Annotated in this window: 10 protein-coding genes; 6 read left to right on the top strand and 4 right to left on the bottom strand. The window is 57.3% G+C overall.

The genetic code is table 11. The features are described 5' to 3' along the window. Positions 1 to 91: 91 nt before the first annotated feature. The 5 genes from KZO34_RS00565 (at position 92) to KZO34_RS00545 (ending at position 7,870) form a co-directional block, all read left to right on the top strand. Positions 92 to 1,276 (top strand): thiamine pyrophosphate-dependent dehydrogenase E1 component subunit alpha, encoded by a 1,185-nt coding sequence (locus KZO34_RS00565; protein ID WP_219472256.1) that lies wholly within the window; start codon positions 92 to 94, stop codon positions 1,274 to 1,276. A 1-nt stretch (position 1,277) separates the two neighbouring features. Next, on the top strand, positions 1,278 to 2,255 hold the full coding sequence (locus tag KZO34_RS00560; protein ID WP_219472252.1) for an alpha-ketoacid dehydrogenase subunit beta: 978 nt from the start codon (positions 1,278 to 1,280) through the stop codon (positions 2,253 to 2,255). Positions 2,256 to 2,281: 26 nt separating this feature from the next. Beyond that, entirely contained in the window at positions 2,282 to 3,859 is a 1,578-nt protein-coding gene (locus KZO34_RS00555) for a dihydrolipoyllysine-residue acetyltransferase (protein ID WP_219472249.1), read from the top strand. Between the two features lie 9 nt (positions 3,860 to 3,868). Then, the gene (locus tag KZO34_RS00550) at positions 3,869 to 5,743 is read left to right on the top strand and encodes a protein kinase domain-containing protein (RefSeq protein WP_219472245.1); all 1,875 of its coding nucleotides are present in this window, start codon (positions 3,869 to 3,871) and stop codon (positions 5,741 to 5,743) included. 126 nt (positions 5,744 to 5,869) lie between these two features. Then, a complete protein-coding gene (locus tag KZO34_RS00545; RefSeq protein ID WP_257900119.1) occupies positions 5,870 to 7,870 on the top strand; it encodes a methyl-accepting chemotaxis protein in 2,001 nt (666 codons plus the stop codon). A 4-nt stretch (positions 7,871 to 7,874) separates the two neighbouring features. On the opposite strand, the gene KZO34_RS00540 is transcribed toward KZO34_RS00545, so the two are convergent. Next, entirely contained in the window at positions 7,875 to 8,792 is a 918-nt protein-coding gene (locus KZO34_RS00540) for a LysR family transcriptional regulator (protein WP_219472242.1), read from the bottom strand. A 103-nt stretch (positions 8,793 to 8,895) separates the two neighbouring features. On the opposite strand from KZO34_RS00540, the gene KZO34_RS00535 reads away from it, so the two are divergent. Continuing rightward, on the top strand, positions 8,896 to 9,396 hold the full coding sequence (locus KZO34_RS00535; protein WP_219472239.1) for a lactoylglutathione lyase family protein: 501 nt from the start codon (positions 8,896 to 8,898) through the stop codon (positions 9,394 to 9,396). Between the two features lie 173 nt (positions 9,397 to 9,569). Here KZO34_RS00535 and KZO34_RS00530 read toward each other — a convergent pair whose 3' ends face one another. The 3 genes from KZO34_RS00530 to KZO34_RS00520 all read right to left on the bottom strand — a co-directional run bounded on the left by KZO34_RS00530 (position 9,570) and on the right by KZO34_RS00520 (position 12,713). Further along, positions 9,570 to 9,956: a DUF302 domain-containing protein gene (locus tag KZO34_RS00530; RefSeq protein WP_219472236.1), complete on the bottom strand. Its 387-nt coding sequence runs from the start codon at positions 9,954 to 9,956 to the stop codon at positions 9,570 to 9,572. Positions 9,957 to 10,185: 229 nt separating this feature from the next. Beyond that, positions 10,186 to 10,857, bottom strand: coding sequence for a copper resistance protein B (locus KZO34_RS00525; protein WP_374706511.1), 672 nt, complete (start codon positions 10,855 to 10,857; stop codon positions 10,186 to 10,188). A gap of 68 nt (positions 10,858 to 10,925) precedes the next feature. Beyond that, on the bottom strand, positions 10,926 to 12,713 hold the full coding sequence (locus KZO34_RS00520; RefSeq protein ID WP_219472230.1) for a copper resistance system multicopper oxidase: 1,788 nt from the start codon (positions 12,711 to 12,713) through the stop codon (positions 10,926 to 10,928). Positions 12,714 to 12,728: the final 15 nt, after the last annotated feature.

Raw genomic sequence — 12,728 nt, 5'->3', positions numbered from 1 at the left:
ACCAGATTCCGTCAGGCTGTCTTCGATGACATTAACTACACTCCCAAAAGGAGTGTTTTGTTCCTCAGGCCGACACCCCAGGAAGAGGATTATGACAACAACAAAGTCTAAAGTTGTGTATTCCCCAGTGTTTACAGACGGTGCGGAATTCCGTATTCCCACTTTCAAGCTTCTGAAACAGGATGGCTCGCTCTACAAGAGCGCCAAGGCTCCTGATCTCGACAAAGACAAGGCCCTTCGCATCTACCGGGCCATGATCACCACCCGAATACTCGATGAGCGCATGCTCGCTGCCCAGAGGCAGGGGCGATTGAGCTTTTACATGCAGTGTACCGGCGAAGAGGCGGCCGTGATCGGCAGTGCCGCGGCGTTGGATGACAACGACATGATCATGGCTCAGTACCGCGAACAGGGCGCCCTCGCCTACCGCGGCTTTTCCATTGACGAGTTCATGAACCAGTTGTTCGGCAATGAAATGGACTATGGCAAGGGCCGCCAGATGCCTGTCCACTACGGTTCGAAAAAGCTGAACTACATGACCATTTCGTCGCCGCTTGCGACCCAGATCCCTCAGGCCACCGGCTATGCCTATGGCCAGAAACTGCGGGGCGACGGGCACTGCACCATCACCTACTTCGGTGAAGGCGCCGCTTCCGAAGGTGATTTCCACGCGGCCCTGAACATGGCCGCCGTTCACCGCGTTCCGGTGATTTTCCTGTGCCGTAACAACGGCTACGCCATTTCCACACCCGCGGCCGAGCAGTTTGCCGCCGACGGTGTCGCACCACGGGCCTATGGCTACAAGATGGACGTGATCCGGGTGGATGGTAACGACATCCTGGCAATGTACGAGGCGACCCGGGAAGCCCGCCGCCTGGCGGTGGAGCATAACCGTCCCGTGCTGATCGAAGCCATGAGCTATCGCCTTGCCGCCCACTCGTCTTCCGACGACCCGTCTGGCTACCGCAGCAAGGACGAGGAAGCCGTATGGCGCGAAAAAGACCCCATCCTGCGCATGCGCCTCTGGCTCGAAAGCAAAAAGTGGTGGAGTGAGGACGACGAGAAGCAGCTGCAGGAAAACATGCGCCGCGAAGTGCTTGAAACCATGAAGCGGGCGCAGAAGCGGCCACCACCCCCGCTGGAGACGCTGGTGAGCGATGTCTACGACGAAGTTCCGCCGGTTCTGGCGGAGCAGTTTGACAAACTGAAGGCGCATATCCGCCGCTACCCGGATGAATATCCAAAGAGTGCCGAGCACGCCAAGGGAGGGGCCTGATATGTCCAAGATGAATATGCTCCAGGCCATCAACAATGCTCTTGACACCGCCATGGCTGCGGACGAGCGGGTACTCTGTTTCGGTGAGGATGTCGGCGTATTCGGCGGCGTTTTCCGCGCCACCAGCCACCTGCAACAGAAGTACGGTAAGGCCCGCTGTTTCAATACCCCGCTGGTGGAACAGGGCATCATCGGCTTTGCCAACGGCCTGGCCGCTCAGGGCTCCGTGCCCGTGGCCGAGATCCAGTTTGCGGACTATATCTTCCCGGCATTCGACCAGATCGTTAACGAATCCGCCAAGTTCCGCTATCGTTCAGGCGACCTGTTCAACGTGGGAGGCCTGACCATCCGTGCCCCATACGGCGGCGGGATTGCCGGTGGTCTCTACCACTCCCAGTCACCGGAAGCCTACTTTGCCCACACTCCGGGACTGAAAATTGTGGTGCCGCGCAATCCCCACCAGGCCAAGGGTCTGCTGCTGGGTGCCATCCATGACGCCAACCCGACTCTGTTCTTTGAGCCGAAACGCCTCTACCGGGCTTCCGTCGGCGAAGTGCCAGACGAAGATTACCGCTTGCCGCTGGGCGAAGCCGAAGTCATCAAGGAAGGCACGGACATTACGTTGCTGGGCTGGGGTGCCCAGATGGAAGTCATCGAGCAGGCGGTAGAAATGGCCGAGAAAGAGGGCATTTCCTGCGAGGTCATCGACCTGAGGACCATCCTCCCCTGGGACGTGGAAACCGTGGCCAATTCGGTGTTCAAGACCGGACGCCTGGTGGTTACCCATGAAGCTCCCCTGACCGGCGGCTTCGCCGGTGAAATCGCCGCGACCATCCAGGATCGCTGCTTCTTGTATCTGGAATCTCCGATCGCGCGGGTTACCGGGATGGACACGCCCTTCCCGTTGGTGCTGGAAAAAGAGCACCTGCCCAATCACCTGAAGGTCTATGAGGCCATCCGGGCGAGCGTCGAATTCTAGGCTGATATCAGGACAGGAGAGCGAATATGAGTGATTTTATACTGCCCGATATCGGTGAAGGTATCGTGGAATGCGAACTGGTCAAATGGCTGGTCAGTGAAGGCGATGTTATTGAAGAAGACCAGCCAGTGGCCGAGGTGATGACCGACAAGGCCCTGGTGGAAATCCCGGCACCCTACAAAGGCAAGGTGACCCGCCTGTATTACAAGGAAGGCGATATCGCCAAGGTTCATGCCCCGCTGTTTGAGCTGGTGGATGAGAGCGATAGCGCGGGCGAGGCCAAGCCGGAGCCCGCGGAATCAGCCCCATCCCCCGACCAGGCGCCGAAGCCCGTCGCAACCCCGGATTCCGGCGACAATGCCACCGAAGACTTTATCCTGCCGGATATCGGTGAAGGGATTGTGGAATGCGAAGTGGTGGAATGGCGCGTGGCCGAGGGTGACGAGATCGAGGAAGACCAGCCGGTGGTCGATGTCATGACTGACAAGGCGATGGTCGAGATTACCGCACCCAAGGCTGGTCGGATCACCAAACTCTATCACCAGCAACAGGAAATGGCCCAGGTGCATTCGCCGCTGTTCGCGTTCATTCCACGCGATCGCGAAGAATCCATCGGGGCAAACGCCGAATCGACAACGGCGCCAGAGCCCAAGTCGGCGCCGGCTGCTCCGGTCGCGGCCGCAAACCGGCAACGAATTCCTGCCAGCCCGGCTGTTCGCCGACTGGCCAGGGAACACGAACTCAGCCTGGGTGACATTGCCGGCTCCGGCAAGGACGGCCGGGTCTTGAAGGCCGATGTACTCGCCCATCTCGAGCAACCCGCGCAAGCCTCGCAATCCGAAGGTGACTCAGAACCGGCCGGTAACGGCGAAGCACGCAGACAACCAGAGCGTGAGCAGGAAGTCCGGGTAGAGCCTCTCAGGGGTATAAAAGCCGCCATGGCACGGAGCATGGTGGCCTCGGCGACCACCATTCCTCACTTCATCTACAGTGAAGAGATTGACGTCACCGACCTGCTAAGGTTGCGGGAACAGCTCAAGCCGGAGGCCGAAGCCCGAGGCTCAAGGCTGACGTTGATGCCCTTCTTCATGAAGGCCATGGCCCTGGCGGTTCAGGAATTCCCGGTGCTCAACAGTCGTCTCAATGACGACGTCTCCGAGATTCACTACCTGCCCAGCTGCAACATCGGCATGGCCGTGGATGGAAAGGCGGGGCTGATGGTACCGAACGTCAAGGGCGCTGAAAGCCTGACCCTATTGGGTATTGCCGACGAAGTGACCCGGCTGACCGAAGCGGCCCGCTCAGGCCGTGTCAGTCAGGAGGACCTCAAAGGCGGCACCATCACCATTTCCAATATCGGCGCACTGGGTGGCACTTACGCATCGCCCATTATCAACGCGCCGGAAGTGGCGATCGTTGCTCTCGGCCGGACCCAGAAGCTGCCACGCTTTGATGCCAATGGCCAGGTGGTGGAACGCGCCATCCTTACCGTAAGCTGGGCTGGAGACCATCGCATCATCGACGGCGGCACCATCGCGCGGTTCTGCAATCGCTGGAAGGGTTACCTGGAATCGCCGCAATCCATGCTGTTGCATATGGGCTGACGGGGCATCATGGAGCAGAAGACTCAACTGCAGCAGTTCTATATTCCTGAAGAGCAGTCGATCTATCTGCTCAGCCATGATGACGCCAAGAAGCTGAAGGACTGGGTGGCACTTTGTACCACCCAACTCCGCCAACTCGGGTACCGGGACATTGAGCTGATTGGCAAGGGTGCCTACGGCTTTGTGTTTTCCGGCCGCCTGCCGAGCCAGAGCAGCAGTGGCCCCGAGCATGTCTTCAAGTTCACCCGCATCAACCTGCCCCAACATTTGCAGGATCGGCTCGAGGACGAAGCCTATATCCTCGAGCAGGTCCGCCACCCCAGAGTGCCGCGGCTGATTTCCTACGAGCGCGCCAATAAGCAGCCTATTCTGGTCATGGAACGAGCCGCCGGCCTTAACCTCGAGGAAGTCTCCCTGCATGAGGGGCGCCTGAAACCCCGGCTGATCATACGAATCGCTGACCAGCTTGCCGACATTTTGCGCAGCCTGCGCCGCGAAAATGGCCCGGCCGGTCGCCCCATCGTACATGGTGACATCAAACCATCGAACCTGGTCTTCGATGCCAGCACCGAGAACATCGCTCTGATTGACTGGGGCTCGTCGGTCTTTGCCCAGCTGGACGCGAACCAGCAGTTCATCACCGCCAACGTGATGGAACTGATGTCCGATAACCTCCAGCAAACCAACGCCCGGCTAGGTGATGTCTACTTCATCGGCGAAGAACAGCTGAACGGCGGCCTGTCGTCACCCCGTTTTGATGAACAGGGCGCGGCCGGTACGCTGTATGCCCTGGCTTCGGCCCAATCGTGCCGTTTTGGTCATCGGGCCATTCCCGCCACCTCACTGGGGCTGCCGATGGAATTTGCACGCATGCTCGATGGCATGCTGGCACCGGATCCCGAAACCCGCCGCAAGGCCGGCGATTACTACCTGAAGGAAATGCCCCGGATGGCGCGCACGGTGATGATTGATCTGCCGGAGCAACCGGTAGCCCCGCAGGTGCCCGTCTGGGTTCGGGAGTCGGATCAGGAAATCGACACGGTGGTCTACAGTTCGCGGAAATCCTTCCTGCGCGAAGAAGGCGCACCCGAAACCCTTAACGACGTCAACGACGTGCAGCTCGACCGCTACTACAAGAACTTCATGCAGGGCATGGGCGAAACGGAAAAGGCCTTTCTCGCTGCGGTCAGCCGATTGGGCCGATACCCTGTCGAGGGAGGCCTGGCGGTTCGCTGGGAAACCGACGGCGTTTACATCGACACCTCCCTGAACCTTCATGATCCGGCGTTGAAGTCCGCCTTCGTTCAAGCAGTCAACAACATGGTCTATCTGGCCCAAGCGATCTACCGCAAAGGCATCTTCAAGAGCTGCCTATTCAATGCCCGCAACACCCTACACATCGACCGGGATGAACCCGGACGGCCATTTCTGGTGTCGCCCGACATGAAATTGCATTACGAAGTCAGCGCTGCGCCGGAGGTAGAAGACGAATCTCGCGTGCACTCCTACTTCGAGGATGGCCCGGACCCGGAAGAATTTCTGGTCCTGCCCGAGACCATCATTCACGCGCTGGAAGCGCTGAACAATATCCATCACACCGGCATGATCATCTTCGAGGCTCTGCCCCGCCACCTGAAGATTCACAGTCATTACCGACTGCTCGATCCGGACCGGGAGCACGAATTCAGCCGGCTGCTGGACAAGATCCTGTCATCGGTCGAACAGATAGCTGGCCTCGGCGTTTCCGGGTTCATGAAAATGCCCTACAAGGACACCCGTTTCTTCCCGCACATCGAGCGTTTGCCTGAACGCTTCTACCCCCGAAACCCCAAAGCCGAAAGTGTCGCTCACTCTCAGACGCCCAACCGCCGCATTTTTTCATAAAGCGAGGCCCGCGATTCTGACAGGGATGCCTGAACAGGATGCGCTGAACGGAAAAGTAAGCGTATCCCTTCAGGAATTTTTCTCACTGCCGATAAACCAACCAATAATTCAATAAAGGATCTCGCTTTGGCCTTCTCATTTCTCGAATCGACAGAACGTAAACTGGGCGTACCGGGAAAACTCCTGATAGCTCCAGCGTTCATCCTGCTGCTTTTTGCTGCTGTCACACTGTTCAGTGTTCGCGAATTCCAGTTGCTCGATGAGCATATGAACACGGTGGCCAGGGATCTGGCACCCGACACGTCCCTTGGTACCGATTCCATTATCAGTGTCTACCGCATGCGCCTTCGGGTGGCAGACTTTTTCTCGACCGGGAACGAGAAAGTGCTTGGTCGTTTCGATGAACAGGAAGCCCGGTTCAATGAGGTCATGGCCCGGGCCCAAGACGATATCCGGGAACCAGAGGCGGCAAAGCTTGTTGACCGTATTGAATCGACAACCATGAACTACATTGCGGCTTTCAGAAATGAACTGGTTCCGGCCAAGCGGCGAGTGCTTGCGATCATCGACGAGGAACTTGATGAACACGGACCGAATGCCACCAAGGCCATTCGACTTGCGCTGAACGGGGTCGCCAACAGACAGCCCGAAAGCAATTTGCGGGCTGGCCTGGAACAGTTGCTCAGCGACGCACTAACCATGCGCATGACCGCCCAGCGCTACTTCGCAAACGGCGACGAGGATTCGAAAAAAGCGTTGGGCTGGGCCATCGAAGACCTCTCGGATGCCCTGGAACTGCTGGATACCGACAGCGGGCCTGATTTTGTCAAAACCTACCTGAACACCGCCGTCGAGGAGCTGGAAAGCTATCGCTCCTCGGTTCAGGAGCTGCTTGAGCAGCAGAGCATCGTGATCAGCGTGAAGTCACAGAAACTGGATGTCATGGGTCCGGAAGTTGCCCGAATGGCCCGGGAACTGGAAAGCAGTATTTTCGCGGAGCTGGAAGTGCAGGCAGACTTGGCGGACCAGGAAACCGACGTCGCCCTTAACTTTACGCTGATAGCCTTCGTTGTCTCGGCAGTATTGGGGCTGATCGTAGCGGTTCTGATGAGTCGCATGATGGGCAACAGCGTCAAGAGAGCGAAGCAGGAAATCCTGGGCTACCTCGACGACATTGCCCAGAACAACGGTGACCTCTCAACGCGCCTGACTCCGGGACGGCCAGATGAAATTGGTGACTTCATCAGCGCAGTGAACTCGTTCCTGGCGACTCTCGAGGAGACTATCTCGCAGATCGTAAAAACCTCGCGGAAGCTGACGGGCGAATCCGAATCCCTGTCCGGCATCACCGAACGCACCACCGCCAACTCGGAGCAACAGCGAGACCAGATCACCCAGGTTTCGGCGGCGATGCAGGAGATGGTATCCACCTCTGAAGAGATTGCATCAAACACAAGTGAAACCGACGAGTCAGCGCGCAAGGCTGCGTCCCTGGCGAACACAGGTCAGTCAACCGTTGCCACTGCGGTGCAGGTTGTCTCCAATCTGGCCAATCAGGTTGAGGAAGGCTCCAGGCGGATTCAACAACTGGAGAAGGAGTCCGGCGAAATTGGCAGTGTGCTGGAAGTTATCCAGAGCATTGCGGAACAGACCAACCTCCTCGCCCTCAATGCCGCGATCGAGGCGGCCCGTGCCGGTGAGGCCGGCCGTGGCTTCGCCGTGGTGGCGGACGAAGTGCGCGGTCTTGCCAAACGGGTTCAGGACTCCACAGTGGATATCGAACGAATCGTCTCGCAACTGCAGAGTGGCGCAGCTGGAGCCGTGGTGGACATGAGCAAGGCAAAACAGCTCGCCGGTGAAGCCACGGAAGAGGCGAGCAAATCGGGCGAGGCGCTCTCCGATATCCTCGCGGCAGTCAACAGCATTGTTGAAATGACCACACAAATCGCCAGCGCTACAGAGCAGCAAAGGGCGACTGCATCGGAAATGACCCAGACGGTTGAAGCGAGTAGCAACGCCATAGATGAACTCACAGGGGATATATCCCACGTTAACCAGTCAGGACAATCCCTCGCTGGCATGGCCGAGGAGATGGACACGTTGGTCAGTCGATTCAAGGTGGATTGAGGGGTTACTCGGGTGAATGGCCATGGTGGCCATTCGCCAATGAAGGGCTATTGAGTTCGCCCAGTTTCCGAATTTCGTCCGCAATGGTGTCGACGCGACGCGGCGGCTGCTTTCTAACCTGTCCCACCAGAAACAGTGGTTCACTGACTGGCTTCGCAAGTGGATAGGAAGCAATGGCGGCAGGGTTCGGAAAGGCTTCTACCGCGTAACGTGGCAACACGGTGAACCCCAGGCCGCGGCTGACTGGTTCGAGAATTAACCCAATCTGGTTGGAAAAACCGCGCTTGGCTAGCTGATGGGTGCTCTCGAATTCCTCAAAGTTTTCGCCGAGAAGTTTCCGGGCATGGTAGTGGCCATCGGGATGGTCAATGAAACCCAGCGTCATCAGGTTCTGCCATGTCGGCGCATATTCCACGGGCATCACCAGCAGCAATGGCTCCTCGCCCAGAAGCTCGCCCCTGATCTCCGGCCGTTCCGGTGGCCGGGTCATCAAACCGATATCGATGGCGTCCTTGGCTACAGCCGCCTCAATGTCGTCGTTGGGCGCAAACCGGTAATCGATTACAAGCTTCGGATGGTCCACCTGAAGATCCAGCAACTGGGGGAAAAGTGACAACCCGACGCTGCCCGGAGACATGATCCTCACCTCCCCTTCGTGGCTGGGATCTTCCCCCACGCTGACCTGAAGGTTTTCCAGGGACACCAGAAGCGCTCGCCCATCGATATAGAGCCGGCGACCGGCCTCGGTCAAGGAAAAGGCTTTGTGTTCCCGGGTAAGCAACTCGACGCCCAACTGGTCTTCCAGTTTTCGAACGTGCTGACTGACCCCTGACTGGGTCATGAAGAGCTGCTCTGCGGTTCGGGTGAAACTTCCAATTTCCACCAACGAGCAGAACGTTTGCAGCCAACGTGGATTTAGCATCACATTTCGTTTTCCATGCCATTACTATTGATAATTTTACGTTATCAGCGTTTGCTTTTATTGTCTCCTCGTGTGATCGAAATCTATCCTCAAGGAGCATCCAATGGCTAACGCATACCCGAGAACCTTCTCTCACATTGGCATTTCCGTCCCCGACCTGGAGGAAGCCGTCCGGTTCTATACAGAAGTCCTGGGGTGGTACCTCATCATGTCTCCAACCGAGATACACGAGGACAACAGCGCGATCGGAGAAATGTGTACCGATGTGTTCGGCGCCGGCTGGGAATCCTTTCGGATTGCTCATTTATCGACTGGCGACAGGATCGGTGTGGAACTCTTCCAGTTCAACAACCAGCAAAACCCGGAGAACAACTTCGAGTACTGGAAAACCGGCGTGTTTCATTTCTGCGTTCAGGATCCAAATGTCGAGGAACTGGCGGAGCGGATTGTTCAGGCCGGTGGCAAGAAACGCATGGAAAAACCCCGGTATTACTACCCAGGCGAGAAGCCATACCGAATGATCTACATGGAAGATCCGTTCGGGAACATTCTGGAAATCTACAGCCACAGCTACGAATTGATCTACAGTGCCGGGGCTTACTGAGCCGAGGCTGAAAGACCGATCCACTAGGGTGGCCGGCAAAACGTTGTTACAACGCTGCCCCCCAGCAGAATTTCGATGTAGTGCTTTGCTTCAAACAGGCTCGCCGACTTATACAGCACACTTTGGCCGGGTATATGCACCTCGTAGGCGGGCGCCGCCAGGTAGCCACAGATTCAGATCGCTCGGACAACTTCTGACAGCATATCCCGGACCTTACCTGCAACCTGTTTCAGCTCGTCGTTTTCGATCGCCGTCATGGACGCGACCGGATCAATCGCACTGACCTCCACGCCGTCGGGCACCTCCCTGAGAATCACGTTGCACGGCAGCATGGCGCCGACACGGGGTTCGAGGCCGATGGCTTCCCAGGCCATGGTCGGATTACAGGCCCCGAGAATCCGGTAGGCCGACATGTCCTTGTCGAGTTTTTTCTTCATCGTCGCCTTGACGTCGATTTCCGTCAGCACTCCGAAGCCATGATCCCCCAACACCTCGCGAACCTTCTTGTCCGCCTCTTCGAAATCCACGTTCTTAATGATTCGGTTGATCGTGTAAGACATGGCATCCTCCCACCTTCCAGATATTCAGTCAGCACTCGCACCAGTAAACATAACCAAACATGTCATTCTCTATCATAATAGGACTCCGCGGAAATAACCCGAGTTCTAGTGTTGCTAAACATGCTGGTCTATTTTCCGGTCAGGATCCAGGCAAAACAACTCGTCGTCTGTAGTATTGGTAGGTTAAAAACGGGCCGAGGCGGCGCACCCGGGCCCGTTGAAGGTGGGATCAGAAGGCGAGCTTGGCTCCAACCACGGCAAACCAGTCTTCGGTGCCGCCTCCCTCTGCTTTGGCGAAGTCTGCGGTATCACCGTATTTTCGCTCATGGACTACGCCGATGTAGGGCGAGAGGGAACGATCAATCAGATCGTAGCTCAATCTGAGACCGGTTTCCGTCGAGCTTAGCCCCTTACCCAGTCCTATTTCCCGATCCTCGCTGAACGCGACTGTCGCGTCCACGCCGGCCGAGAGAATGAGGTGGTTGGTCAGGAGCAGTTCGTATTCGGCGTCAAACTCGGCCGAGGTGTCGCCCTCGTCACTGACATACAGACTCGCATCTACCTCGAACCAGTACGGTGCCAAGCCGGCAATGCCAATAACGGCGTAGGTCCGATCCGGTCCTTCCGGGGTATCGAACCTCACCCCGGCCTTGGCGTCGAAGAAGTCAGAAATCGGGGTCTGGACGAGTAGCTGATTCTCAAGCTGCTCATACGCCTGCTCTTCAACGGAGTACTCACCCTTGCCCAACCACCGGAACTTGAGATCGTCAGTCCCGTAAAAGGCATCACCATTCCAGACGCCCAATTCCTCATCATCGTCGCTGTAGCGGTACTCCAGTTCCTCGAACTGAACACCCCAAACGGTCAGCGGATCCTTCCGTCCGGTCGTATCCTCTCGCATGTCACTGGCCAACGCCGGAACCGATGGAACAGCAATCGCCAAAGCCAGCGCAGAAAGGGTCAGAGACTTCATGCATCACCTCCGTCCTGCTTGGCGTTAATGCCGGCGGTGTTGCCCTGGTCGGGGCCACCTTCCACAACGACTTTCCGGAACATACCAGAAGCCGCATGGTAAGACAGATGGCAATGGAAGGCCCACTGTCCCGGGGCATCTACTTCAGTCTCCATGTAAACGGTTGTGCCAGGCTGAACGCTCACGGTGTGCTTCACCGGGTTCCACTCACCAGCCCCAACGTCAAGGATCGACCACATGCCGTGTAGATGCATCGGGTGGGTCATCATGGTCTCGTTCACAAACTTGAAGCGGACTCGTTCGCCGTATTGGAGTTTCAGCGGCTCGGCGTCTTCATACTTAACGCCATTGATGCTCCAGGTATACCGTTCCATATTCCCGGTGAGACGGAGTTCGATTTCCCGGGTCGGTTCACGCTCCTCGTACATCGGCTTCTGGGCGCGGAGGTCCGAATAGGAAAGGAACTTGCCACCATTGGCCGCGACGGGAACCAGGCCGCTTCCGTCCGCGTAGAAGGGGTCGCTCGGGCCACCTTCGGACATCACCATGGAGCTGTGATCCATTCCGGCCATCCCGGAGTGATCCATGCCTTTCATATCCGAACCGGCTTGATCCTTGTTTTCCATCGCTGAATGGTCCATGTCGGCCATATCCGACTGGTCCATGCCGTCCATCGACGAATGATCCATTCCGGACATTTCGCCGGAACCACTCATATCCATGTTTCCGTGATCCATGCCATGCATGCCACCCATGTCGGCCATGGTCAGGAGCGGAGCTTCCCGGAGTTCGGGAACTTCACCTTCCATACCCTCTTCCGGCGCCAGGGTGGCCCGGGCATAGCCAGAGCGGCCCATGGACTCTGCGAAAATGGTGTAGGCTTCCGCGGTCTTCGGTCGCACGATAACGTCGTAGGTTTCTGCAACGCCAATCCGGAATTCGTCCACCGTTACCGGCTGCACGTTATTGCCATCCGCCTGCACCACGGTCATTTCCAGACCGGGGATTCGAATATCAAAGTAAGCCATGGCTGATGAATTGATAAACCGCAGGCGGATTCGTTCGCCCGGCTCGAACAACCCAGTCCAATTCTGGTCCGGGCCTTTACCATTGATCAACCCCGTAAAGCCCTGCACGTCTTCCACATCGGCCTTCATCATGCGCATGTCGCCCCAGGCGAGACGATCCTGAAGGGTGGCCATGAAGCCATGGTCGGAAACATCGGAAAAGAAATCGCCAACCGTCTGCTGCTGCCGGTTGTAGTAATCCGGCATCATTTTCAGGTTTCGCATGACACGGTTGGCGTCATGTGGGTGCTTGTCCGTCAGTTGGATGACATATTCGCGGTCATAGCGAAACGGCTCGCGACCTTCCGGCTCAATCACGATGGCGCCATAGGCGCCGTTTGGCTCCTGGAAGCCCGAATGGCTGTGAAACCAGTAGGTGCCACTCTGAACCACGGGAAACTCATAGGTAAAGGTTTCCCCGGCGGGGATGCCCGCAAAGCTGATGCCCGGCACACCGTCCTGGGTAAACGGCAGAATCAGTCCATGCCAGTGAATGGACGTAGCCTCATCCAGATTATTGGTGACATTAATTGTCGCGGTCTCACCCTCTTTGAACCGGAGGACCGGCCCCGGAGAGGCACCGTTGTAGCCAATACCTTCTTTGACAAAATCACCGGTATCGATCATCACGCGGTCCACGGTGATGTCGTACTCACCGGCAGCCGCGATTACAGGCATAAGGAGGCCGAGAGCCCCTGCCCAAAGGACTTTTTTCATCGCTTGGTTGCTCCT

The sequence above is a fragment of the Marinobacter sp. F4206 genome (assembly GCF_019392195.1).
Classification (GTDB): domain Bacteria; phylum Pseudomonadota; class Gammaproteobacteria; order Pseudomonadales; family Oleiphilaceae; genus Marinobacter.
Note: the sequence above shows the minus strand (reverse complement) of the source record. Positions and strands in the feature narration are given on the sequence as shown.

What these genes read in the sequence shown, in the direction of transcription:
- KZO34_RS00565 (WP_219472256.1), top strand. Translation starts at nt 92, where the DNA reads ATGACAACAACAAAGTCTAAAGTTGTGTATTCCCCAGTGTTTACAGAC.
- KZO34_RS00560 (WP_219472252.1), top strand. Translation starts at nt 1,278, where the DNA reads ATGTCCAAGATGAATATGCTCCAGGCCATCAACAATGCTCTTGACACC.
- KZO34_RS00555 (WP_219472249.1), top strand. Translation starts at nt 2,282, where the DNA reads ATGAGTGATTTTATACTGCCCGATATCGGTGAAGGTATCGTGGAATGC.
- KZO34_RS00550 (WP_219472245.1), top strand. Translation starts at nt 3,869, where the DNA reads ATGGAGCAGAAGACTCAACTGCAGCAGTTCTATATTCCTGAAGAGCAG.
- KZO34_RS00540 (WP_219472242.1), bottom strand. Translation starts at nt 8,792, where the DNA reads ATGCTAAATCCACGTTGGCTGCAAACGTTCTGCTCGTTGGTGGAAATT.
- KZO34_RS00535 (WP_219472239.1), top strand. Translation starts at nt 8,896, where the DNA reads ATGGCTAACGCATACCCGAGAACCTTCTCTCACATTGGCATTTCCGTC.
- KZO34_RS00530 (WP_219472236.1), bottom strand. Translation starts at nt 9,956, where the DNA reads ATGTCTTACACGATCAACCGAATCATTAAGAACGTGGATTTCGAAGAG.
- KZO34_RS00525 (WP_374706511.1), bottom strand. Translation starts at nt 10,857, where the DNA reads ATGCGAGAGGATACGACCGGACGGAAGGATCCGCTGACCGTTTGGGGT.
- KZO34_RS00520 (WP_219472230.1), bottom strand. Translation starts at nt 12,713, where the DNA reads ATGAAAAAAGTCCTTTGGGCAGGGGCTCTCGGCCTCCTTATGCCTGTA.